Source organism: Chitinophaga sp. RCC_12 (genome assembly GCF_041360695.1).
Lineage (GTDB): Bacteria > Bacteroidota > Bacteroidia > Chitinophagales > Chitinophagaceae > Chitinophaga.
Genome location: NZ_JBFUPS010000007.1, coordinates 15,604 through 38,362, shown reverse-complemented (window position 1 = coordinate 38,362; position 22,759 = coordinate 15,604). Strand labels below are relative to the sequence as shown.

The 22,759-nt window shown below is 47.9% G+C and carries 15 protein-coding genes; 7 read left to right on the top strand and 8 right to left on the bottom strand.

What is annotated here, in order from left to right; genetic code table 11:
- Nucleotides 1-66: 66 nt before the first annotated feature.
- On the bottom strand, nucleotides 67-1,071 hold the full coding sequence (locus AB6805_RS20375) for an aldo/keto reductase (RefSeq protein ID WP_370911282.1): 1,005 nt from the start codon (nucleotides 1,069-1,071) through the stop codon (nucleotides 67-69).
- A gap of 190 nt (nucleotides 1,072-1,261) precedes the next feature.
- On the opposite strand from AB6805_RS20375, the gene AB6805_RS20370 reads away from it, so the two are divergent.
- The 5 genes from AB6805_RS20370 to AB6805_RS20350 all read left to right on the top strand — a co-directional run bounded on the left by AB6805_RS20370 (nucleotide 1,262) and on the right by AB6805_RS20350 (nucleotide 8,189).
- Nucleotides 1,262-1,879 (top strand): TetR/AcrR family transcriptional regulator, encoded by a 618-nt coding sequence (locus AB6805_RS20370; RefSeq protein ID WP_370911281.1) that lies wholly within the window; start codon nucleotides 1,262-1,264, stop codon nucleotides 1,877-1,879.
- A gap of 158 nt (nucleotides 1,880-2,037) precedes the next feature.
- Complete coding sequence (locus AB6805_RS20365) at nucleotides 2,038-3,408, top strand: TolC family protein (protein WP_370911280.1); 1,371 nt, start codon at nucleotides 2,038-2,040, stop codon at nucleotides 3,406-3,408.
- A 10-nt stretch (nucleotides 3,409-3,418) separates the two neighbouring features.
- Nucleotides 3,419-4,462 carry an efflux RND transporter periplasmic adaptor subunit gene (locus tag AB6805_RS20360; RefSeq protein ID WP_370911279.1) on the top strand — a complete coding sequence of 348 codons (1,044 nt, stop codon included), beginning with the start codon at nucleotides 3,419-3,421 and terminating at the stop codon, nucleotides 4,460-4,462.
- 11 nt (nucleotides 4,463-4,473) lie between these two features.
- Nucleotides 4,474-7,608, top strand: coding sequence for an efflux RND transporter permease subunit (locus AB6805_RS20355; RefSeq protein ID WP_370911278.1), 3,135 nt, complete (start codon nucleotides 4,474-4,476; stop codon nucleotides 7,606-7,608).
- 65 nt (nucleotides 7,609-7,673) lie between these two features.
- A complete protein-coding gene (locus tag AB6805_RS20350; protein WP_370911277.1) occupies nucleotides 7,674-8,189 on the top strand; it encodes a hypothetical protein in 516 nt (171 codons plus the stop codon).
- Between the two features lie 46 nt (nucleotides 8,190-8,235).
- Here the strand turns inward: AB6805_RS20350 and AB6805_RS20345 are convergent, their stop codons facing one another.
- Nucleotides 8,236-9,105 carry an aldose 1-epimerase family protein gene (locus AB6805_RS20345; RefSeq protein ID WP_370911276.1) on the bottom strand — a complete coding sequence of 290 codons (870 nt, stop codon included), beginning with the start codon at nucleotides 9,103-9,105 and terminating at the stop codon, nucleotides 8,236-8,238.
- A gap of 103 nt (nucleotides 9,106-9,208) precedes the next feature.
- Here AB6805_RS20345 and AB6805_RS20340 point away from each other — a divergent pair, with 103 nt between their 5' ends.
- Nucleotides 9,209-9,925, top strand: coding sequence for a 3-ketoacyl-ACP reductase (locus tag AB6805_RS20340; RefSeq protein ID WP_370911275.1), 717 nt, complete (start codon nucleotides 9,209-9,211; stop codon nucleotides 9,923-9,925).
- A 54-nt stretch (nucleotides 9,926-9,979) separates the two neighbouring features.
- Here AB6805_RS20340 and AB6805_RS20335 read toward each other — a convergent pair whose 3' ends face one another.
- Nucleotides 9,980-10,762, bottom strand: coding sequence for a porin family protein (locus tag AB6805_RS20335; RefSeq protein ID WP_370911274.1), 783 nt, complete (start codon nucleotides 10,760-10,762; stop codon nucleotides 9,980-9,982).
- Nucleotides 10,763-10,792: 30 nt separating this feature from the next.
- Nucleotides 10,793-11,533, bottom strand: a complete 741-nt coding sequence (locus AB6805_RS20330; protein WP_370911273.1) for a lysophospholipase — start codon at nucleotides 11,531-11,533, stop codon at nucleotides 10,793-10,795.
- Nucleotides 11,534-11,695: 162 nt separating this feature from the next.
- On the opposite strand from AB6805_RS20330, the gene AB6805_RS20325 reads away from it, so the two are divergent.
- A complete protein-coding gene (locus AB6805_RS20325) occupies nucleotides 11,696-12,112 on the top strand; it encodes a hypothetical protein (protein WP_370911272.1) in 417 nt (138 codons plus the stop codon).
- Here AB6805_RS20325 and xrtN read toward each other — a convergent pair.
- The 4 genes from xrtN to AB6805_RS20305 all read right to left on the bottom strand — a co-directional run bounded on the left by xrtN (nucleotide 12,102) and on the right by AB6805_RS20305 (nucleotide 22,433).
- A complete protein-coding gene (gene xrtN, locus AB6805_RS20320; protein ID WP_370911271.1) occupies nucleotides 12,102-13,445 on the bottom strand; it encodes an exosortase N in 1,344 nt (447 codons plus the stop codon). The two genes, AB6805_RS20325 and xrtN, sit on opposite strands and share 11 nt — an antisense overlap.
- On the bottom strand, nucleotides 13,439-15,949 hold the full coding sequence (locus AB6805_RS20315) for an XrtN system VIT domain-containing protein (protein WP_370911270.1): 2,511 nt from the start codon (nucleotides 15,947-15,949) through the stop codon (nucleotides 13,439-13,441). The genes xrtN and AB6805_RS20315 overlap by 7 nt, the downstream gene beginning before the upstream one ends.
- A 100-nt stretch (nucleotides 15,950-16,049) precedes the next feature.
- A complete protein-coding gene (locus AB6805_RS20310) occupies nucleotides 16,050-20,006 on the bottom strand; it encodes an alpha-L-arabinofuranosidase C-terminal domain-containing protein (RefSeq protein WP_370911269.1) in 3,957 nt (1,318 codons plus the stop codon).
- A gap of 12 nt (nucleotides 20,007-20,018) precedes the next feature.
- Complete coding sequence (locus AB6805_RS20305) at nucleotides 20,019-22,433, bottom strand: glycoside hydrolase family 127 protein (RefSeq protein WP_370911268.1); 2,415 nt, start codon at nucleotides 22,431-22,433, stop codon at nucleotides 20,019-20,021.
- Between the last annotated feature and the right edge of the window lie 326 nt (nucleotides 22,434-22,759).

Genomic DNA, 22,759 nt, shown 5'->3' with positions numbered 1-22,759 from the left:
ACTAATTTAAACATTTTAATGTATAGAGTAGCGGTTGCATTCTTAAAATGCAACCGTACAAAAACGCTAGTCAATAAGCCCCATGCTAAACTCATCGTATGGATTACCGGTATCAGTACCCAACGGCACAATGCTTTCGAGCTTCAACAGATCAGCTTCGCTTAATTCAATTCCGGTGGCCGCTATGTTTTGCTCTAAATATTTTCTTCGTTTGGTGCCCGGAATAGGTAAGATGCCCTTATTTATAATCCATGCCAGTGCCAGCTGTGATGTGGTTATTTCTTTCTCTCCGGCCATTGCCTCAATGGCTTTAACCAACTCAATATTCTTGTAAAAATGAGCTTCCTGAAAACGGGGAATTGCCCGGCGAAAATCATTTTCCGGTAAGTCATCTATGGTCCGGATCTGCCCGGATAAAAAACCACGGCCTAATGGGGAATAAGCAATAAAACCTATCCCAAGTTCATTCAAAGTATTCAGTATGCCACGTTCTTCTGTTGTACGCTCAAATAAAGAATATTCACTTTGTACCGCCGTAATCGGGTGAACCGCGTGAGCTCTTCTTATAGTTTCTGAAGATACTTCTGATAGTCCGAGATAACCCACTTTTCCTTCCTTCACCAGCTCACTCATCGCCTCAATGGTTTCTTCGATGGGCGTGTTTTTATCGAGTCGGTGCATATAGTACAAATCAATGTGCTCCGTGTTAAGATTTTTAAGAGAACGTTCCACCGCTTTTTTCACATATTCTTTTTTGCCATTAATAGCCCAGGTCACTTTGTTATTATCATCTATTTCCCAACCGAATTTTGTCGCGATAATATACTTATTCCTATTACCAGCTATTGCTTTAGCAATCAACAGCTCATTTTTGAAAGGACCGTACAAATCGGCAGTATCTAAAAAGTTGCCACCTAATTCGAGCGATCGGTGAATGGTGGCAATAGCTTCCTGCTCATCTGCCTCTCCATATATATTTCCTTCTTCAAAACCCGTCATACCCATACAGCCCAAACCTATAATTGGTACAGCCAAACCTTCGCTTCCCAAATTTATTTTCTTCATTACCATACTATTAATTTTAATAGGTCAAAGTTCGCTAAGAACACTTTAATAGCTGTATGCAAAGCCCTGAAAGTTGTATGCAAATCAAGGACCTGACACCTGGTCTCCCCCTTTCCGGGGCCCAGAAATCTCTTCCCCAAAAATAAATTTGGAAAATAAACACTGTTCAGTATATTTGCACTGTAAACAATTCAACGTGGGCATAATAGAAAGAAAAGAACGTGAAAAGGCGGAAATGCGCAGGCGTATTGTAGACGTAGCTATTCAAATGTTTGTGGAAGACGGATATGAAAAAGTATCGATCCGCAATATTGCTGATAAAATAGAATACAGTCCTGCAACGATTTATCTTTATTACAAGGATAAAGATCAGCTGTTATATGATGTGCAAACAGAAGCATTTGCAACCCTGGCAACAGAGTTCCTGCAAAAAGTAAATAGTAACGAACCATTCAAAAGGCTGGAGCAACTGGCACGTGCATATGTGGAGTTTTCGAGAAATCATCCGGAGTTATATGACCTGATGTTTATCATAAAAGCGCCGATGAATGCCGTGATGAAAGAAGAAAAGTGGATGAACGGAGATCCTGCCTATGATGCTTTATATAACCTCATGCAGGAATGTATCGACAAAAAATTGGTAAAGTTTAAAGATGCTACAATAGGCACCCTTTCTGTATGGGGCTTTGCGCATGGCCTTGTGAGCCTGCACCTGCGGGGAAGATGTTCCAAAGTGTCCAGGGTTTCAGATGAAGATATGCCGGGAGTGGTGGACGAAGCGATTAAAGAATACCTGCGAATGATTAAAGCATAAGCACTGCTTTGTGAAGGATGAAATAGAACCAAAATTTACTTAAAAAGCCTTGACGGCTTTTTTTTAAGAACATTATTAAACACTGTTCATTATATCAACAACGATTAACAGAAGCCAGCCGGCTTTATTTTTTTCGGCATCAATAAACACCGTTCATTATGTACACATCAATCACAAAAGGAGCATTGTTAATAGGCCTGATCACAGCAGGCTTCAGCTCCTTTGCACAAACTTCTGTGCTGGATCAATACATACAATCCGCTTTCAGCAACAATAAAGGATTAAAAGATCAAAACTTCCAGCTAACCAAATCAATGCTCGCCCTACAGGAAGCAAAAAGCCTTTTTGGACCGAATGTATCGGTACTGGGCAGCTACACCAAATCAGCAGGCGGCCGTACCATCGACTTTCCCATCGGGGATATTATGAACCCGGTGTACAATAGCCTGAACCAGCTGACCAACAGCCACGATTTCAAAAACATCGACAACGTATCCGTGCAGCTGAACCCCGATAATTTTTATGATGCCAAAGTAAGGGCGAGTTTGCCGCTGATCAATGCAGAGATTTATTACAACCAGAAAATCCGGAGAGAACAGATTACACAACAACAGGCGGCCCTGAACGTATACAAACGGGAACTGGTACGCGATATTAAAACGGCCTACTACCAATACTACCAGGCCGCACAGGCGGTAGCTATTTACAACAACGCCTTGTCGCTTATCAATGAGAACATCCGGATCAACGAAAGCATGGTGCGTAACGGCATACGTAACAACACCGCCCTGTACCGCGCACAAACGGAAAAACAAAAAACAGATGCCGATATCAACAAAGCCATTAACGCCCGGCAGAATTCCAAAGCTTATTTTAATTTCCTGCTGAACCGTGAACTGGATGAAAATATTACGCTCGACAGCACCCTTCTTCAGATGCCGGCACAGCTGCCTGGCAAAGATATCAACGGCCGTGAAGAACTGGCCCAATATAAAAGCGCTACTAACGTATACCGCTTAAACGAACAACTTCAACGCTCCTACCTGGTACCCAAGCTCAGCACCTTCATCGATCTCGGCTCGCAAGGCACCGGCGCGCGTTTCGATAAAGATACCCGCTACTATATGTTTGGCGTAAACCTGGAATGGAACCTGTTTGCCTCTCACAAATACAAATACAAAATCAAACAGGCCGCCAACGAAGTTGCCACCATCACCAATGCCGCCGATCAAACAAGTGACCAGTTACGGTTACAACTATACGAAGCAGTAAACAATTACCAGACAGCCATTCTAAATTTTAAAACAGCGCAAAGCCAGCTGTCCTTTGCCGAAAGGTACTACCGCGACCAGATGAAAGTGTATAAAGAAGGACAACTGCTGTATATAGAATTGCTCGACGCACAAAATCAGCTTACCCAGGCGCAGCTGCAAACGGCCGTAGCACAGGCTTCCGTGCAAACGGCCTACGCGTCGGTAGAACGCGCACAGGCATCTTACGATATTAACAACAATCACAACAACCAATAAACTCACACTCATGAAAAATACATTGCTCCTGCTGCCCTTTTCCCTGTTGCTGTTTTCCTGCGGCAGCAAACCGGCAGCAACCACCACTGTTTCCGATACCATCCCGGTAAAAATCATGCCGCTGGAAAAACAGGGAACCGCCGTTACGATCAATGCTTCCGGTCAATTTACCACCGACGATGAAGTATATCTTTCTTTCAAAACCAACGGTATCATCAGCAGCATCCTGGTAAAGGAAGGTGATAAAGTACATAAGGGACAACTACTGGCGACGCTCAATCTCACGGAAATAAATGCACAGGTGCAAAAAGACCAGCTGGCATTTGAGAAAGCCCAGCGCGATTATCAGCGCTTTGTGCGGTTGCATAACGACAGCGTGGCTACACAGGAACAGCTGGAAAACAGCAAAACCACGATGGACCAGGCACGGCAGCAACTGAGCACCACCCAGTTTAACCGCAGCTTCTCCGCTATCCACGCCACCCAGGATGGTTATGTACTGCATAAACTGGTGAGCAGCGGCCAAATGGTAAATGCAGGTACGCCGGTATTAGAAACCAACGGCGCCAGCAGCTCCCACTGGTTACTTCGTGTAGGCGTGAGCGACAGGGAATGGGCGCAGGTGAAAAACGGTGACAAAGCCAGTATCGAAATATCCGGTATCCCCGGCGACAGTCTCACTGGCATGGTTACACGTAAATCGGAAGGCATTGATGCACAAAGCGGCACCTTCCTCATTGATGTACAACTCACCGGCAGCAAGCCCGCCGCTATCGCGGCCGGCATGTTTGGCCGCTGTCATATTCAGGCCGGCGCAGCTTCCGGCAGCACTGCATGGAGCATCCCATACGCCTCCCTCCTGGATGGTAACGGCAGCAGCGGTTTTGTATTTGTAACCAACGACAATAAAACCGCACAGAAAATACCCGTTACCATTGCAGGCATGGAAAAAGAAAATGTACTCATCAGCACCGGCATGGAACAGGCAAAGGCACTCATCATTTCCGGCAGTGCCTACCTGAAGGATCAATCACCTATCCGTATCATCCAATAACTATTACGATCATGAAAATAGCCAGATATGCCGTCAAAAATTACCAGTTCACGCTGGTAATATTCATAATGATCATCGTGCTGGGCATCACCACCATCCTCAATATGCCCCGCTCGGAAGATCCGGAACTGAGATCCCCGCAGTTTAATATCGTTGTAGTGTATCCGGGTACAAGTCCTAAAGACATGGAAGACCTGGTGGTAGATCCAATGGAAAAAGAAATCTACGGACTGGACGACATGAAACGTGTTCGTACGTCCATCAGCGATGGTGTGGCCGTTATGCACGTGGAATATAAATACAGCTCCAACGTAGACCAGAAATACCAGGAGCTGGTGAGAGAGGTAAACAACAAACGGCAGGAACTGCCGGCAGATATTTACAGCATTGAAGTGCAGAAACAGGAACCCTCTGATGTAAATATCCTGCAAATAGCGTTAATCTCTGAAAACACCTCCCGCGACAAACTCCGCTACTACGCCGATAAGCTGCAGGATGAACTGGAAAAAGTGCCTTCCCTGAAAAACGTAAAGCTGCATGGCTTGCCGGAACAACAGGTAAGGGTAGAACTGCAATTAGATAAAATGGCGCAGCTCCACCTGCCGGTGAATACCGTGATAGCAGCTATGCAAAGTGAAATGGCCAATATACCCGGCGGCAGTATCGATGCAGGTGATAAAAGCTTTAATATCAAAACCAGCGGTAATTATCAGCACCTCGATGAAATCAGCAACACCATTGTATCTGCCGGTAATGGGAAAAATGTTTTCCTGAAAGATATCGCACGTGTATATTATGGTTTTGAAGATGAGAAATACTTTGTACGGCTGAACGGGCACCGGTGCGTGGTAGTATCCGCTGCTCAGAAATCCGGTGAAAATATTACCAAAACACAGATCGCCTACAAACCGGTGATCGAAAAGTTCAAGAAAACACTGCCTGCCAATATCGATATGGTGCAGTACTTCGATCAGGCCGACGCCGTAAACAGCCGTTTAAGCGGCCTGGGAAAAGACTTTATCATTGCTATCCTCCTGGTAGCCTTTACCCTGCTCCCATTGGGTCAGCGGCCGGCGCTCATTGTGATGATCTCTATTCCACTGTCACTGTCGATCGGTATTGTATTGCTGCAGCTGTTTGGCTATAGCCTGAACCAGCTAAGTATCGTAGGACTGGTAGTAGCATTGGGACTGCTGGTAGATGATAGTATTGTGGTAGTAGAGAATATAGAAAGATGGATGCTGGAAGGGCATAGCCGTATGGACGCCACATTGAAAGCCACTTCACAGATAGGGCTGGCGGTAATAGGTTGTACGGCGGCATTGGTCATTTCGTTTATGCCGCTGGTATTTATGCCGGAAGGCAGCGGTGACTTTATCCGCAGCCTGCCGCTGGCGGTGATCTTCAGTGTACTGGCATCTATGGCCGTGTCACTGACTATTATCCCATTCCTTTCCAGCCGTTTGCTGAAGGAGCATACCGGTAATCCTGAAGGCAACCTGTTTATGCGTTTGCTCAAAAAGCTGATCCATGGCAGTTATGCAAAGCTGCTCGACAAAGCACTGCATCGCCCGGTGATCACAATTGTAGTATCACTGGTAATCTTTGGCGCCTCTATCGGGTTGTTTAAGGTGATTGGTTTCAGCCTGTTCCCGGCCTCAGAAAAGCCACAGTTTCTGATCAATATTTTTGCACCGCCACAGTCGAACCTGCACTATACCAACAGTATTGTACAGCAGATAGAAAAAGAGCTGAAGCAGGAAAAGATGGTAAGCTCTTACGCCAGTAATATCGGCAAGGGCAATCCCCGCATCTATTACAACGAATTACAGGAAAATGAAAAAAGTGACTATGCACAGCTCTTTGTACAACTGGACCCTCATACCAGTCCGGCTGACAAAAACAAGCTGATTGAATCGCTCCGTAAAAAGTGGACACCCTATCCCGGCGCCAAAGTAGAAGTAAAAAACTTTGAACAGGGTCCGCCGATAGTGGCGCCGGTAGAGGTGCGGTTATTCGGAGATAATCTGGACACCTTACGATCTTTAGCCGGCAATGTGGAAAAGATGTTGGAGAAAACCCAGGGCACCATCTATATCAACAACCCGGTAAGTAACCTGAAATCGGATATCCGGGTGCGGATAGACCGTGAAAAGGCGCAGCAGTTGGGTATTCCCACCGCCAATATTGACAGGGTGGTACGTTTAGCCGTGGCCGGTATTAACCTGGGCCAGTACAATGACCAGAATGATAATGACTACGATATCCTGCTGACCAAACAGAAAATGGCCCAGCCCACACTGGACGTATTCAGGGATCTGTACGTGAACAACAGCCAGGGAACCGCGATTCCGCTTTCACAGGTGGCACAGCTGCAGCTGGAAACATCTCCCTTAACTATTAAACACCAGGAGAAGAACCGGGTAGTGGCAGTAGGCGCTTTTATAAAGAAGGGCTTCCTGACCGACCGGGTGATAGAAGATGTGGTAAAACAGATGGATGCGCTGAAACTGCCTGCGGGATATACTTACGAGATGGGTGGAGAAGTAGAAAGCCGGAAAAATTCCTTTGGCGGATTTATGAGTGTGATCATTGTGACGATCTTCCTTTTTGTGGCGGTACTGATCCTGCAGTTCAAAACGTTTAAGAGTATGCTCATTGTTTTATCAGTGATTCCTTTGGGAATTGTAGGCGCTGCCATGGGGTTATGGCTCACTGGCAACTCACTGTCGTTTGTAGCGATCATCGGGCTGATAGCACTGGCGGGTATTGAAGTGAAGAACACCATTTTGCTGGTAGACTTCACCAACCAGTTGCGGATGCAGGGCAAGCCCCTGGAAGCCGCAATCAGGGAAGCCGGCGAGGTACGGTTCCTTCCTATTGTGCTCACTTCCCTCACGGCTATTGGCGGGTTAATTCCCGTGGCGATATCCACCAATCCACTGATTGCGCCGCTGGCCATTGTATTGATCGGTGGTTTGATCAGCTCTACTTTGTTGTCGCGTATCGTTACACCGGTGGTGTATAAACTGATTCCGCCGAGGATTGAAGCTATCAACAACAACGGACATAGTTTGCAAAAACGGCAGGACCTGGAAGAGGAGGAAGTGATATTAACGCCGCATGCTATAATTCACAATTCGTAATTAGCAATTAGTTCCTTACTTTTATGGCTAATTTGCAGTCACCAATCCTCTGAAAATTAGTTCTTATGAAAAAAATCTTCCTGGCATTTGCAACCATGCTCCTGATGATCTGTATCAGTTCACAGTCGTCACAGGCACAATTGAAACGATTCAGTATCGGTCCTTTTGTTGAAGCAGGCTTCCCGGTAGGCGACTTCGGTGATACCCACAATACCGGTTATGGTGTTGGTTTGGGCGCTGATGTAAAGCTGATAGCAGGTTTAACTGCTGTGGGTTCCGTAAGCTACTTTCATTTTGGCGGTAAGAGCTTTAACACAGGCACTGTAACCGGCGACTATCCGGACTACAACGTAGTACCTATCCGTTTGGGATTGCGGTACAACCTGATCTCTATTCTTTACGTGAAGTTGGAAGGCGGTACGGTTCAGTATACCGGTAAAAACTACAGCGGCGTAGGCGGACTGGTAGCTCCCGGTGTTGGTATCCGCGTACTGGGTTTGGATGTGGAAGCTAAGTATGAAGCGTGGTTTAAAGATGGCACGAGAAGTTTCTTTGGCCTGAAAGCCGGATATAATTTTTAAAGATAAAAAAGCTGGTAGTTACCACCGCCAGCTTTTTTTTATCTCTTTAGAATATCGTTGCCGTCCATGTTCTTTCAAACAATCCATCCGGCGCCAGCCGGTTGATCCCCTCTTTCTCTTCCAGTTCCCCGGTCGCATTTACGCTGTCGGCAATGCCGCACCAGGGTTCAATACAAACAAAGTCCGCATCTTTAGCTGCCCATATGCCCATATACGGAAACCCTTCAAAGGCCAGTGTTAAGCCGTGCGGTGTACGGTTGCTTTTAATGCTGATAGCTGTGGAGGCCAGGTTTTTAAATACCAGGGCATCATTATAAAACAGGGATTTCTTTAGTGGCAATTCGTGCGTTTGCTGAAGATATGGAACAGGTGCGGTTTCTACCTGTCCGCCGGCCGACAATGGCCAGATCCCCGCTTCTTCTTCTTTATTAAAATACAGGTAATAATCTTCATACGTTGTATCCGGCACCAGGGGCAATTTAAAGGCCGGGTGGGCGCCTACCGAGAAAAACAGGGTTTTATCATCGCGGTTGAGCACCTGGTAGGTTACCTGTAACTGGTCGTCCTGCAGGAGGTACTGGATGGTAAAATCGAAACGGAAGGGATATACTTTACGGGTAGTTTCATTATCCGAAAGACGGAGAGTGACGTATTCCGCTCCCTGTTCCGATACCGTAAACAGTTGTTCCCTGGCGAAACCATGGCGGCCGAGCGTGTAGAGCTCTCCGCGGTATTGATAGGTATTCTCTTTCAGGCCGCCGACGATGGGGAATAATACGGGGCTTTTTTTACCCCAGAAGGCGGGGTCGCCACTCCATAAATATTCGAGGCCGGTATCTTTCCTCACAATGCTCTGCAGTTCTGCTCCCTGGGGGTTCACCAGTACGGTGAGTTTTTCGTTGGAAATCTGTATCATAATCTGAAGCTGTTATAATGGATCCATGCGAAGATAGGCTGTAAATGGAACAAAGCTTTGTACCTTTGCCAGGTATTTTTTAACCTTACAAAGCGAAGGCATTATGGAATCATTAAAAGGAAAAAAAGCCCTGATCACCGGTGGGGGCAAAGGTATAGGCCGGGCGCTGGCAGTGGCGCTGGCACAGGAAGGCGTGGATATAGCCCTGTTGGGACGTAGTGCCGGTTCACTGGAGGCAGTGGCAAAAGAAATCAGTAGCATAGGCGTAAAAGCAGCTTATGCAACTGCAGATGTAAGCGATCTGCTGGCGGTAAATGAGGCAGTGGCCCAGCTGACAAAAGAACTGGGGGAACCTGATATCCTGATCAACAATGCCGGCATTGCTGCTTTTGGCAATTTCATGGAACTGGAACCTGCTCAATGGGAGCAGATCATCCGGGTAAACCTGCTGGGCGTGTATTATGTAACCCGGGCGGTATTACCGGGTATGATAGAAAGAAAAACCGGCGACATTATCAATATATCTTCCACCGCAGGACAACGGGGTGCACCACTTACCAGCGCTTACAGCGCCTCCAAGTTCGGCCTGCTGGGCTTAACAGAATCGCTGATGCTGGAAGTAAGGAAACATAATATCCGGGTAAGCGCCTTAACGCCGAGCACTATTGCGACGGATATGGCAAAAGATCTGAACTTAACGGATGGTAACCCGGACAAAGTATTGCAGCCGGAAGACCTGGCGGAGTTTGTAGTGGCGCAGCTGAAGCTGAACAGAAGAGTGCTGGTGAAATCAGCGGGGTTATGGTCTACCAATCCATAAACGCGGGAATCCTTGTTTCAGCAGGCGCTGTCCTGCTGAAACAAGATCATCCACTTATTTATTACAAATACGATAGGCGTATCCGATAGAGGCAGTAGCGGCGCCGGTATTATTTTTACCATTGGCACTGCCTTCCTGAATATTGAGGAATCCATAGTTTCCGCCCCCTTCCACAAATACCTGGTGACGGCCAAAGATATAGGCCAGTCCTACGTTTCCACTTACTCCTAGATTGAAAGTATGTAACTGGTCTTTGATGTCTGTTGTTCTGTCGAAAGACTGAGGCTGCTGCGTAATCGGCTGTTTTCCTTCTTCATCAAGGTAAAGGATGCTGCTGCCGCTGGTAACCTGTTTAGCGCTCAGGAGGAAGCCGAAAAACGGGCCGGCATCCACGTAGAGGCGTAACGGTGAGGTAGGTCCCAGGTTCCAGCCAAATTTGGCCAGGATGGGGACCATCAGGTAGTTCAGTTTTGCCTGGCTTTCGAAATTGGCATACAGGTAGGTTGGCGCAGGCATACCGGGAGGCAATGCCGCTGCCATTTCAGGCGGAAACGGAAATGCCTGTATCCCTTCTTTTTTACCACCTTGCGAAGAGTAGCTGATCATGGCTTCAATAGAAAACAGTTTGCTGACGTGGTATTCGCCGAGGATACCGAAATCTGGTCCCTGGCGGGAGCTGTAACCGGTGTTGAGCGGGTTGCTCTCACTACCGCCAGCAGTAAGATTCGGAATACTGATGCCTCCGCGGACACCGAGATCGACCTGCGCATTTGCCTGTATACCGGAAAATAACAAGAGGGCAGGCAGGAGCCATTTGTAAGAGCGATAGCGTTTCATAGTAAATAGATTATATACCGAATTTAGTACTTATCTCACATTACTCAGCCAACCTGCTACAAACAATAATACCTCCCGGCTGGTAGGTTCGTTATGCATTTCATGGTACATGCCCTCCCACTCGCGGTAGGTAAGCAAGGCCGATGGCGCCCTTTCAGCAAATAAGCGGGAGCCTTCCACGGCAGTAAATTCATCGGCATTACCGTGGATAAGCAGGGAAGGCACGCATAGTTCAGCCGCGTGCAGCAGGCACCAGGCGCCGTTTTGGATCATATCATTGGCCAGTCGCAGGCTCAGTTTATCATGCCGCAGGGGATCTGCCCTGAATTTTTCTACTTCCTCCTTATCATGTGAAATTTTGCTGATGTCCAGCCCCTGTTTGATCCGGATATTGGGAGCGATGGCACTGGCCACTTTCAGTACTCCTTTCAGGAAACCGCCGGGGCGCATGCCAATGATCAAAGCCGGCGCGGAGATCACCGCCGCCAGGATATCGGGCTGCCGCCGGAGTAAAAAGCCGGTGAGCACGCCGCCGCCCATACTATGGCCGTACATCACCACCGGTTTGTGATAGGTATCCGCCACATAACGCACGAAGCTCTGCAAATAATCGAACATAAAATCAAAGCCTTTGGAAGCGCCTTTGGCGCCATCACTTTTACCGTGGCCATAATGGTCGATGCCGATCACTGTATAGCCTTCCTTCATGAAAAAAGAGGCTACCTGGTCGTAGCGGCCAATATGCTCTCCGATGCCATGTACAATGATCATAACCCGCCCGGAGTTTTCGGGGACCCAGATGATACCGTGAAACCTGGTACGCTGGTAAAACCAGTGAAATTCATTCATAGCCGGAGATGCTGGTGCAGAAACGAAGATAAAGAATATCTTTACGCCCTATTTCAACCAGATAAAATTAACTGAATAACACACATGAGCAAACAAGCCACCACTTCGCCGGTATACAGCATTCCTTTAAGTTACCGTAAGATGGAAAACCTGCATATTGTTTTCTGGCTGTTGAAAGATATCAGCTGGTGCATGATATGGAAGCCCCTGGGCGTAGCGATGATCTTTCCCACCCTGATCATTTCTATCGTGATCGCCTGGCGTACCCGCCAGTTCATGTCGGAGCTGTGTCATAATGTGGCGATCTCTGTGTGGATTGCGGCCAACTCCTACTGGATGATCAGCGAATTTTTTCATTTCGACACACAGGTAATTACAGGCGATATTACCTTTAAACACCTGGCGCTGATTCCTTTTGTAACCGGAATTCTTATACTGGCCTATTTCTACCTGTATTATCAACCCAGGCATAAAGAAGAAGCAGAAGTGATCACTGAATAAGACGTGTATGCAACAAGGTTTGTATTTCCGGTTCCAATAGTGATTTCTTTTCCACCGTAATATTTACCAGGTAATAATTATTCCCGCTGCAGAGTGCATCCCATCTCCATTCGAGCTGGCTGTTGCTGTGGCGGGTACGGCTTTCGTACCACCAGGCAGTGTATAACGTAGTGTTCTCTTTTTGTAATTCAGCAGTATATACTTTCGTGTCCGCTATCGTTACTTCCGCTATTTTATAAAACCCAAAGCCACTTCCTTTCCAGCAAATCATCGGTTGGTGATCTGTAAAATAAAAGCCCGGAATTCCTTTTACATACAATAATGCGTTGGCCCTGGTTTGTTTGATAACATGATCGTCCAATACAGCGTAGCTGTAGCCGGGCAAATGTTTTACCTGCTGGTCCATTTCACCGGAAGCGGCCTGTTTTTCCGGCATAAAAAAGTGCCCACCGATAATGCCTATAGCCAGCACGCCGTGTAACAACCAGCCATATAACGGTGGCGGTTGCACGCCGGTATGCACGGGCTTTGCCTTTCCATAGCGTTGCAGCATCCATTTAACACCCGGTAGTAAGGGAAGGATTACATAGATCAGCAGTGTGGCAATCCCCATAGCATCATGCGCCATTGCTTCCGGCGGTAAGGCAAACTGTACCAGCAGTATAATGCGGAACAGGTTAGCAGTTATATTTAGCCCGGCAATAGCCAGTAACACCACCAGGATTCCGGTAAACGGCAATACTTTCTGATAACGGCGTTGATAAAGGGCTATCAGCATCACGCCGCAGAGCAGCGAGGTGAGCATCATCTGTAAACCCATACAGGCGGGGTCTACACTGAACTCATTACTTCCCAGCAGGATCATATTACCTGCGGTGGTAACAGCCGGGTTTATGCCCGCCAGTATATTACCAGCCACACCCGTGAGCCATAGCCTGATCGGGAAGGTGAATACATTGACCATAAAATCAATTGCCGGCGCAATGAGCGCAGCCGTGATGAAAGTGAGCGTTTGTAATCTCCCGAAGAAATATTCTGTTACAAAAAATAAGGCGGTGATAAGCGTGGCATACCGGATAGTTAATACAGGGATCTGCCACGACAGTAACAAAAAGAATAATGCTATCCAACCGCAACGGGTACTTCCGGGGCGTGACCGGTCGGGCTGAAACACCACTCCCATCGCTATTACACACAACATAAAGAAAGTACTCTTCCAGGAGAAATAATGTTGCAACTGCAATACACCGGTTATCGCATAAACCACCGGCAGTATCAATGCCGGCAGTTTTGTTCTTCCCGTTAATAACCGTATATGCGGTAACGTTAGCATACGCTTCTTTTTCGATTAAATAATTTTTCGAACCGCACATAGGCGAGTATACCTATCGCTATTAGGAAGAGTGCCCATTCATGCGGTTCGGGTACGGCCCCATGCCCTTTAAGAGAGGCGTTCTTCAGGCTGTTTATATCATCGCTGATCTCAAATTTATCATAGTCGGCCTGCGTTTCGAGTACAATCAAACTCGACAATGGTGTTACCACGTAAGCAGCTTTGGCAGTATTGATCAGCGCTGTTTCTGAAGACAGATCCTCTCCCGTAACTTTTGGCCCCAGATCCTTTAGAATGGAATTGTAGGCAAAGAGGCGCGCCAGGTGGTCGGGGCCCTGTGTTTGCATACTGTCCGTGCTGCGGGCAATGCGGATACGCGCATCTTCCATGATCAGCTGGTTGCTATCTTCCTCTTGCCGCAGGAAGCTGTTGTTGCGTAACTGTGACAGCAACTGATTCGCGGATCCATTTTCGTATAACAGTGACCGTGATTCTTTCAACGTAGCCAGGTAAGGGCTCAGGATATTACCTATATGATATAATCTTATTTTCCCGTGAGATAGAAAACTGCGCAGGTTACTCCTGAAAACGGAACTATCCAGGTCGCTGAGCTGGGGCGAAATATTGTCTGAACTGCTGATCACCAGTGCTGTTGAGGGATTCGTTATTTTATAAAACGGGAAGAGGGAAAAACGCTGGCCGTGCAATTCGTTAAAAAGATCCTTCCTGTTTTCTTCGTTTACTGCTATCATTCCATTCCGGGGATGGAACATCCATACTTTTTTACCTTTCAGTTGGGTAAGGATCTCCCGGTAATTATCGTAATCCCAGCTATGATTTACATCCAGGTAATAGTTCTCCGGTGCAAAAAATTCATAAGATGGCTTGTAAGGTAACAACGTATATCGCTCACCGTTAAAGCTGAAGGCAGCATTGTCTATTGCCTCATCCGGCATTGTTAACTCCCAGTCCGCATTATACTTTCCGATTTTGCCAACCGTCTTCCCTTTATCCGTATAAAACCCGGCCGGATACTTCAGTCCTCCGGGCCATTTATCCATATTCAGCTTTACTTCGTAACTAGCCTCCTCATATGCCGGCCCTTCAAACCATACCGGTTGATACACCAGTTTATCCTGTTGTACTTTCAGGGGAGAGGTGATCCCGATCTTAAATTTCCGTTCTTCATTTTGCGGCACCGGAAATACACGCACTACTACGCGGTTGCCTTCCTGCCAGTGTACCACCGACGGGTCACGGCGTTGCCTGCCAACGATTTCCGAATAGGCTTCTGCAGCTTTTGCCTGGGTAGTGAGGATGGCTTTTTCTTCATGGTTATTGATCCACAACGAGAGGGAAGTAACCACTGCGCCTTCCGGCAAATGCAAGGTATAGATCGCCTCCTGGCTGTTACTCCATCGCTGTTTCGGAATATTTTTAACCGTGTAGATATTTTCCGTATATGCCAGGTGATACTGTGGCCAGATGTCGGCCGTTGTTGTCACACTGGTAGTTACCAGGTCTTTCCCGCTCCAGTAGCGGTCTACCGCATAATGTCTTTTATCAAACATTACATTCAGCATCTTCAGCCGGTCTTCTTCAGGGATAGCAATAGTGCCAAACAGGGCGCCGGCGGTCATAAACAGGGGATCATGCGTCAGCTTTTCACCGAACTCCCTGGTTGGTGTACTCCAAAGATTGAAACCCGACCGGATACCCGGACTGGTATAAACAATACCTGTTTTCAGCAGCTGTGCTGTTACAAAATCAATCCGTGCTTCCTGCGCGGCCCTGATCCAGGGCGGCAACTCTTCCCTTATTGCAACATGGCTGTTGTTGTAGGCCTGCTCCATTCTACTTTTGTCTGCTATATATATTACGGAATACAGCACCAGCATCATGAATGCCAGTGCGCCTGACCATAAATAAATGAGCCGGTAACGGTACACCGGCCATATGAGCTTTCTCACCATCCGGAAGTTAAACCATAGTACGAAAACCGGAGAAAATGTAACGATGGAAAGCCCGATGGCAAGCAGGGCGATCATGCTGACAAGATACACCGGTACCAGGTAAACGGCGAGGTAGAAAGGCAACAGCATTGTAAATCCAAGCACCGCGCATTGCAAGTATTTCATCCATTCCGGCCATCTTTCAAAAAATGCAAATGCCAGTATATTGGCACAAATAAAGATCAGCATGACCACTAGCCAGGTGGCTGAAGACTCAAACAGACGGATACTGTCATTTACTGTATAGGCATCAGTGAGCAACAGCACCACGAATACAGACATCACTTTCCTTCTCCCCTCCCAGGGTTTAAGAAAGCCGCCGATCCAGCAGCTGAAGAAATAAAGTAACGTTAACAGGTGCGTAATGATGAATGAAGCTTCTGTGCCTTCCGGTAAAAAGCAGGAATAGCACTTCGCGATAAGGGCAAAACATAACAGTGTCAGGCCGAACACATAAGGCGCCGGCAAGGTTCTGGAGGTAGTGACTTCCATTATAGATGATTTGAATACACCTCAAATGTATGAAACAAAAAGCACTTTGTACTACAAAGTATAAATAAAAGATTCACTAGATCAGAAGACGCAGGGAGAATTAATCCGTTATACCGTATGCTTTACGGATATCCAGTTGCAGGGCATTGGCAGCAGGAAGTGCATGTATGCCTGTGTTATTCATCGTTAAACCAGCGTAAGACAGGTATTGCTGATAGTTAACAGGGGCAGGCGTTTCCACGTATACGAAGAAGTCGGCCAGGGATTGGCCGGCAATGGTTTCACATGTTTTCCGGAACTCTTCCGGTGTAAATCCACGTTGCAGTTGCAAATAATATTGACGGTATAAAGTCCGCATCACATCATCCAGCGATTGCTGATTGTGGGTAGCATGGCGGATCCGCAGATCCAGCAGGAAGGCAAGCACCGGTCCTTTTTCATAGCAGGAAATAGTTTTGGCCGGATCACCGCCAAAAGGGCCGTCGTCCCAGGTTTCATAGCTGGCAGCGGTAACAGATTGTACCCTGTTGCCCGGACGTTGCTCACACGACTGTATATGCCCGTGCAACGCCTGCAGCAGGTTGGCGCCTGACATTAATCCAGCCCTTTGCAGCACCAGGTACTCATAGTAGACAGTGAACCCTTCCGACACCCACAACAGTTTTGTACGATTAGCAGCATCATAATTAAAAGGTCCCAGTTCCACCGGGCGGATCCGCTTCACATTATAATGATGAAAATATTCATGTGCCAGGAAACTATAGGTCCGCTGACGCGCTGCTTTATCATTTAATTCGTCGCCGGTAAAAGATACGGCTGTTGAATTCAAATGCTCTATCCCACCCTGGCCTGGTCCGATTCCCAGAAACGTGTATTGGTTGTAGGGAATATCCCCGATGATTCCGGCTGCTGTGCTGACTATCTTTTCCAGGTCGTCCATGAACTGGGCGCGGTTGAAGTTACCTGGCTGAAAGGCCGTAAAATAATGAGGAATCCCTTTTACTTTAAAGGCGGGAAAAGATTTCAGCTCCCCCATCAGCAAGGGACTGTCGTACAGTACATCAAAGCTGGCGGCTGTATAAGTATGCTTACTAAGTGTATCCATTCCCGTTGCCACCTGCCAGTTGCCATATGGCTGCACGGTGAGCACAATGGGGCTCTCTGTTTTCCCTTCCGGGTGCATAAAAACGCCTGCTGGTGTAATATAGCCGTGATCCTTATCCAGGTAGCTGGTCGCTACAAAATTGCGGTGGGCGCTTATCTTATAAGTGATCTTTATTACAGCGCCGGGTGTATGAACGATCTCCCAGCTGTTGGCGCTTGTTTTGTGCCACCGCAATGTATCATTAGCGGTGTTATATACATGAAAATCTTTTACCTGTCCGGCATAGTCCATCAGTTGATAGTAACCGGGTGTCCACACCGGGAGCTTCACCGTGGTGTGGGTGGTGCTGTCTGTTTTATAGTTCATTTCCACTTCGTATACGCCGGCAGCCGGATCAGGCATGCGCACATTGAACGCTATGCGCGGTGATTTCAGGCGGATAATATTCACCGACAATGCGGGTACGCTCCAGTTGAACTGTGCCGCTGCATTTTGAATAGTAGAAGTATGCGGTGTATAGGCTTCCGGCGATGCAAATGAATTCTCTGCATCCGGTTTATCTGCCGTCAATGTAATCACTTGCGCAACAGAACTCACGGAAGCACCCTCCAGCCGGATATCCGCATCTACAGCACTTTCACCGGCATTCACGATCTTGAGGATAATATCCCCGTTCTTTTCATCCCGGCCTGCAATGAAAAATAATTTTTGCGGCTCGCGGTAGGTCATGAGCAGTGCATCATCTACAAAACATTTCACTTCATCATTATTTACCTCGAGACGGATATCATACCAGCGGCCTGATTCCAATGGGGCTTTCAGTCGCACCGGATTACTGATACCGGCCACGTCGTATCCGTTGGTAAGGCTTTCGAACATGGCATTGGAATTCAGCCAGGAGCCTATATGTGCACGTAAGCAGGTATTGGTATCCTTTACTGCAAAAGGAATAATAAAGGCATTGACCCCGCCGGTTTTACGGGCTTTAAGCGACAACGTATAGGCGTTAAAGTGATGCCCCTTCAGGACAGCCAGTTGTTGCGCACCAGCGGCTGTTTGCGCCAGCAGGCCGGATTGTTTTTCCCAGCTGCCCCTTACCGGGAGCCAGCCGGTTAGCTGCGGATCAAGGCGACTGTTATAAACCGTATCTCCCTGTTGTACGACGGTGATATCTTTATATTCTGCTTCTGTATCCCAGGTAGCGAGACCAATACTTCCTGAAAATTTCGGTGTTACATTCTTTTCCGGCAGCAGGGTGGTTGTTACCGGGTAGTTGAAAGTGGCTTTATGATCATTGAGCATGTTGAGCGCGTAATAGGAGATCCTTGCGAAGCTGGCGCCTGCGTTGAAGTGAATAAGATTCACGGGCCAGTCCACATCATGTTCATTTACCAATAAAGGTGCATAGCTGCTCATTTTTACCAGGTCGGCATTTTTCTCCATGCTCATTACATACACGGCATCGCTGAGGGCCGCCTGCATGTTACCATTGCCCACACCGGCGTTGGTGGCATACTCTCCTACATACATCTGCCAATTGCCACGTTTGTATTTATCGAAGTGATCAAAGTTGCGCAGGCTCCAGCCGGCATCTTTATAGGCATGTTCATCCACGATATCTGTATGCTGCATACTATCGAGGGTATGGCGGTTTACATCACCGATGCCCATGCTGGCAATAATTTCTATTTGCGGATATTTCTTGTGAATGGCGTCATAAAAAAGGTTGTACCGCTTTGCATAATCCGGGCCGTGCTGCTCATTTCCCACCTCTACGTACCTGAGCGGAAACGGTGCTGGGTGGCCATTGGCCGCACGTTGTTTTCCCCAGCGGGAAGTAACCGGACCAACCGCATATTCAATGGCATCCAATGCACTTTGGATATAGGGCGCTACACTATCATCTGGCACAAAGGTGCCGCTGCGGTATTCACAGGAAATGCCCACATTAAAAACATACAATGCGGCGGCGTTGATATCTTCACAGAATTGCAGGTATTCATGATATCCGAAACCGTTGCTGCTCCAATAACCCCATGGACTATACGAAGCCGGGCGCTGTTCCACCGGGCCAATCGTGGTTTTCCAATTGGGTGCGCTTTCCACAGTGATCCCTTCCACATAACAACCGCCAGGCCAGCGTACAAAGGCAGGCTTCATTTTTTGGATAAGCGCGGCAATATCTGCCCGCATGCCATTGGGGCGGTCGCGGAAGGTATGCACCGGGAACAGGGATACCATATCCAGCAGCAGGGTGCCGTTTTGATGAAAGGTGAGTACCAGCCGCCCGGCAGGATCGCTTCCCTTCGCCGTAAGGGTGGCGTTATATTTTTTCCAGGAAGTGGAACTGCTGATCTGCAACACCGTATCTGCCAGGATTTGTCCTGATGCGGTTTGCAGCGAAGCGGTTACTTTTCCCGTATAGCCGTTAACGGTATTTGCAAAGAAGGACAACCGGTAGGCGGCTCCCTTTTCCACGTTCATACCCCAGAAGCCTTCATTCACCAGGGCTGCATCTTTCCCGGTTATTTTCACCTGCATCGCATGCGGCGTTGCGGCATTCAGCGGATGATCCGTTACCAGCGACAGCTGCGTATTTTTTTCCGCATGCCAGGCCGGCCACCGGCTTTGCAACGGCCATTCCATTTTCCAGTCCGATACCTGGCCATGCAGCATAAAATGCGGCTTTTGCGGGAAAGGTACCAGCCAGCCATTTTCCAGCTTTGTGCCGGCAGGAATGCGGTGATCTTCAAAGCCACGGTTTTGCACCATTTCAGCGTATAGTCCTCCTTCCCCGGCATGACTGATCTCTTCAAAGAAAACGCCGTGCAAGGTAGCCGGGATAGCAGCACCCTTTTCCGTGGTATTGATGGTGATTACAGCCCTGTTCTGGGCAATGGCGGGGCTACTTCCTGCAAGCAGGCAGATAACGGCCAGAAAGCCTTGTTTCATGCGATTCATATATTACTCAACGATCCATTCGTGTATTCCGGTGGCATTGTCTGCCGGTAATTGTATTTCCAGTTTTAAGGCAGTGGTGGCCACCGGCTCAAAAGTGATCACGTTATACTTATCCTTTTCCACCGTGTAGGGCGTTTTGGCATTTACCGGTTTCCATTCGGCTCCCTGCTTGTAATACAGCTTCCAGGCAGCAGGCACCCTGCATCCACCAAAAGGACCGTCGTCGTACCAATACACTTTGGAACTGCTTACGGTGTGAGTACTGTCGAATGTATACTGCACCCACTCCGTGGTGCCTTTGGCGGGCCACCAATGCAGGTAAAGGGCGCTGTTATCTTTGGAATCCTTTGGCTCGTACTGATCATTCAGGGCCATATACATGCGCTGATTTTTTACAGACGCTGTTACCTTACTTTTGGAAGCAATGGTGGGTGCAGGTTTTGGACGGGCAGCTGAAGCTTCAAACGGAATCCATACGGTCATTTCAGCAGGACCGCGGTTAGCCCAGGAAAAATAGGGTATAGCCGTTACCGTTTGATTGCTTTTAATCAGTAAATCGGAATGCAGTTGCCGGCTGGCGGAATTGCCAGGCATTTGCAGGGTCATTACCCCACTGAGCAGATCCGGGCGATACACGGGAGAAACCAATGCCTGTTTATCCACTACGATATTCTGTACAGTAGCGTCTTTATTATCCGGTCCTTCCAGGCAATACATAATAGGGCCGCGTTCCAGTGCAAAGCGGGAGTGGTCGTCCTTTACTGCATCGGCAGCCAGGATCTTTCTTACTTCCATCGGGAACTCCAGTGTCACCTTATCTCCTTTTTTCCAGGAGCGGCTGATCACCGCATAACCTTTTTCTGTCTTATAGTCGATAGGGCTACCATTGAGCAGGATGGGGATTTTTACGGCTGAACTGTCGTCTTCAAAATACAGGTTGCCTGGTACCGGCCTGTTTTCTGCCCAGCCCGGAATACGCACCCGGAGCGAGAATGTGGTAGGTTTGGCGGTATTGATAGTGATGTCATCTTTTCCATTCCAGGGATAGTCCGTTTGCTGCACGATATTTACTTTACCGGCTTTCAACTGAATAGTAGCGGAGTCGCCCACAAAAAGATTTACGTACAGGTCATTGTCTTTCTGCGCATACACATACCCCGGCATAGAAGGCAGGAAGCGGGTCATATTGGAAATGCAGCAGGCGCATCCAAACCAGGCGCTTCGCTGATGCTGTCCCATGGAGGCCAGCGGGTTGGGATAAAAGAAACGGTCGCCGCTGATGGATACCCCGGAGAGCAAACCGTTGTACAGTGTACGTTCCAGCACATCAATATATTTCGCATCGCCGTGCAGGAGGAACATGCGGCTGTTCCAGTATACGTTGGCAATGGCGGCGCAGGTTTCCGCGTAAGCCGACATGTTCGGCAATTCATATGCGGCGCCAAAGGCCTCTCCTGCGCCGGTGGCGCCAATACCGCCGGTGATATACAGTTTCCGGTCCACCACATCATCCCAGATATCATCAATGGCTTCCAGGTATTTGCGATCACCTGTTAAGGCGGCTACATCGGCCATACCGGTGTACATATAGGTAGCACGTACGGCATGTCCTACGGCTTCGTGCTGATCTGTTACTTTTTTGTTCGACTGACTGTATTCCTGGCTGTATTTGCTACCTGGTCCGCGAACGTCCAGGAAAAATTTTGCCAGGTCGAGATACGACTTATTGCCGGTTACACGGTATAGCCGGGTGAGCCCTGTTTCCACGATCTGGTGGCCTGGGAATTTTTCCTCCTTCCCCCAGCCGAAGTCACGTACCAGCAGGTCGGCATTGCGGATAGCAATATTAAGCAGCGTTTTTTTACCGGTAGCCTGGTAATGTGCTACCGCCGCCTCAAACAGATGACCCGAATTATATAATTCATGGCTCAGATCCTCTTCCTTCTCCCATCTCTTACTGCCAATCCATTCATGTGGTTTCGCCGCTTTCACGGTGCGGAAGGTATAGAGATATCCATCTTTCTCCTGGGCGGCGCCGATAATACTGATCAGTGTATCCAGGTACTTTTCCAAACCGGGATTAGGCTGCATCTGCAACCCGTAAGAAGCGCCTTCTATTACTTTATACAGATCGGTATCATCAAAGGTGTATTCGGTGAGCTTATCTCCCGGGATTTTACCTGCCGCGCGTAAAAAATTATCGATGCGACCTGTTTTTTTACATTGCTCCAGCGTATACGGAATCGTTACACTGGCGTTTGTTCTTATTTTCGGCGCCCAGAAATTGTCATTCACCCGTACCTGCGTAAAGGCCACCGGTTTAATCGGATAATCTTTCTGCAACTGCGCCTGCACGATAGTGTTGGCCATCAGCATACCGGCGCCGGCCAGCGCCGCCTTTCCCCAAAATGATCTCATACCTTTTGTCTTTATAGTCTTCGAATATAATGTTTTATAACTGTCTAAATAACAATTATTTGTCATACCGCAGATGCTGATCCAGCACGGGATTTTACTGATTTTGCCCCTGGTAAGAGGGAAATATTCATAACATGAATGGATCACGGCCGGCAAAGTATGCGCACCGGATATAATTGTCATAATGACATTTAAAAGTATCGATAAAAAAAGAGGAATACTGCGTAGATATTAACGAGTATTCCCAACATTTTGTCAATCCCTGAAACCCTGTCTGTCGCAAAGTTTCCTGCAATCGATTACTACCTCCGCCAGGATAACTATGC

Coding starts and splice junctions, on each gene's coding strand:
- AB6805_RS20345 (WP_370911276.1), bottom strand. CDS start 9,105: ATGATACAGATTTCCAACGAAAAACTCACCGTACTGGTGAACCCCCAG.
- AB6805_RS20325 (WP_370911272.1), top strand. CDS start 11,696: ATGAGCAAACAAGCCACCACTTCGCCGGTATACAGCATTCCTTTAAGT.
- xrtN (WP_370911271.1), bottom strand. CDS start 13,445: ATGCTAACGTTACCGCATATACGGTTATTAACGGGAAGAACAAAACTG.
- AB6805_RS20360 (WP_370911279.1), top strand. CDS start 3,419: ATGAAAAATACATTGCTCCTGCTGCCCTTTTCCCTGTTGCTGTTTTCC.
- AB6805_RS20375 (WP_370911282.1), bottom strand. CDS start 1,071: ATGGTAATGAAGAAAATAAATTTGGGAAGCGAAGGTTTGGCTGTACCA.
- AB6805_RS20355 (WP_370911278.1), top strand. CDS start 4,474: ATGAAAATAGCCAGATATGCCGTCAAAAATTACCAGTTCACGCTGGTA.
- AB6805_RS20310 (WP_370911269.1), bottom strand. CDS start 20,006: ATGAAACAAGGCTTTCTGGCCGTTATCTGCCTGCTTGCAGGAAGTAGC.
- AB6805_RS20335 (WP_370911274.1), bottom strand. CDS start 10,762: ATGAAACGCTATCGCTCTTACAAATGGCTCCTGCCTGCCCTCTTGTTA.
- AB6805_RS20350 (WP_370911277.1), top strand. CDS start 7,674: ATGAAAAAAATCTTCCTGGCATTTGCAACCATGCTCCTGATGATCTGT.
- AB6805_RS20340 (WP_370911275.1), top strand. CDS start 9,209: ATGGAATCATTAAAAGGAAAAAAAGCCCTGATCACCGGTGGGGGCAAA.
- AB6805_RS20330 (WP_370911273.1), bottom strand. CDS start 11,533: ATGATCATTGTACATGGCATCGGAGAGCATATTGGCCGCTACGACCAG.
- AB6805_RS20315 (WP_370911270.1), bottom strand. CDS start 15,949: ATGGAAGTCACTACCTCCAGAACCTTGCCGGCGCCTTATGTGTTCGGC.
- AB6805_RS20365 (WP_370911280.1), top strand. CDS start 2,038: ATGTACACATCAATCACAAAAGGAGCATTGTTAATAGGCCTGATCACA.
- AB6805_RS20305 (WP_370911268.1), bottom strand. CDS start 22,433: ATGAGATCATTTTGGGGAAAGGCGGCGCTGGCCGGCGCCGGTATGCTG.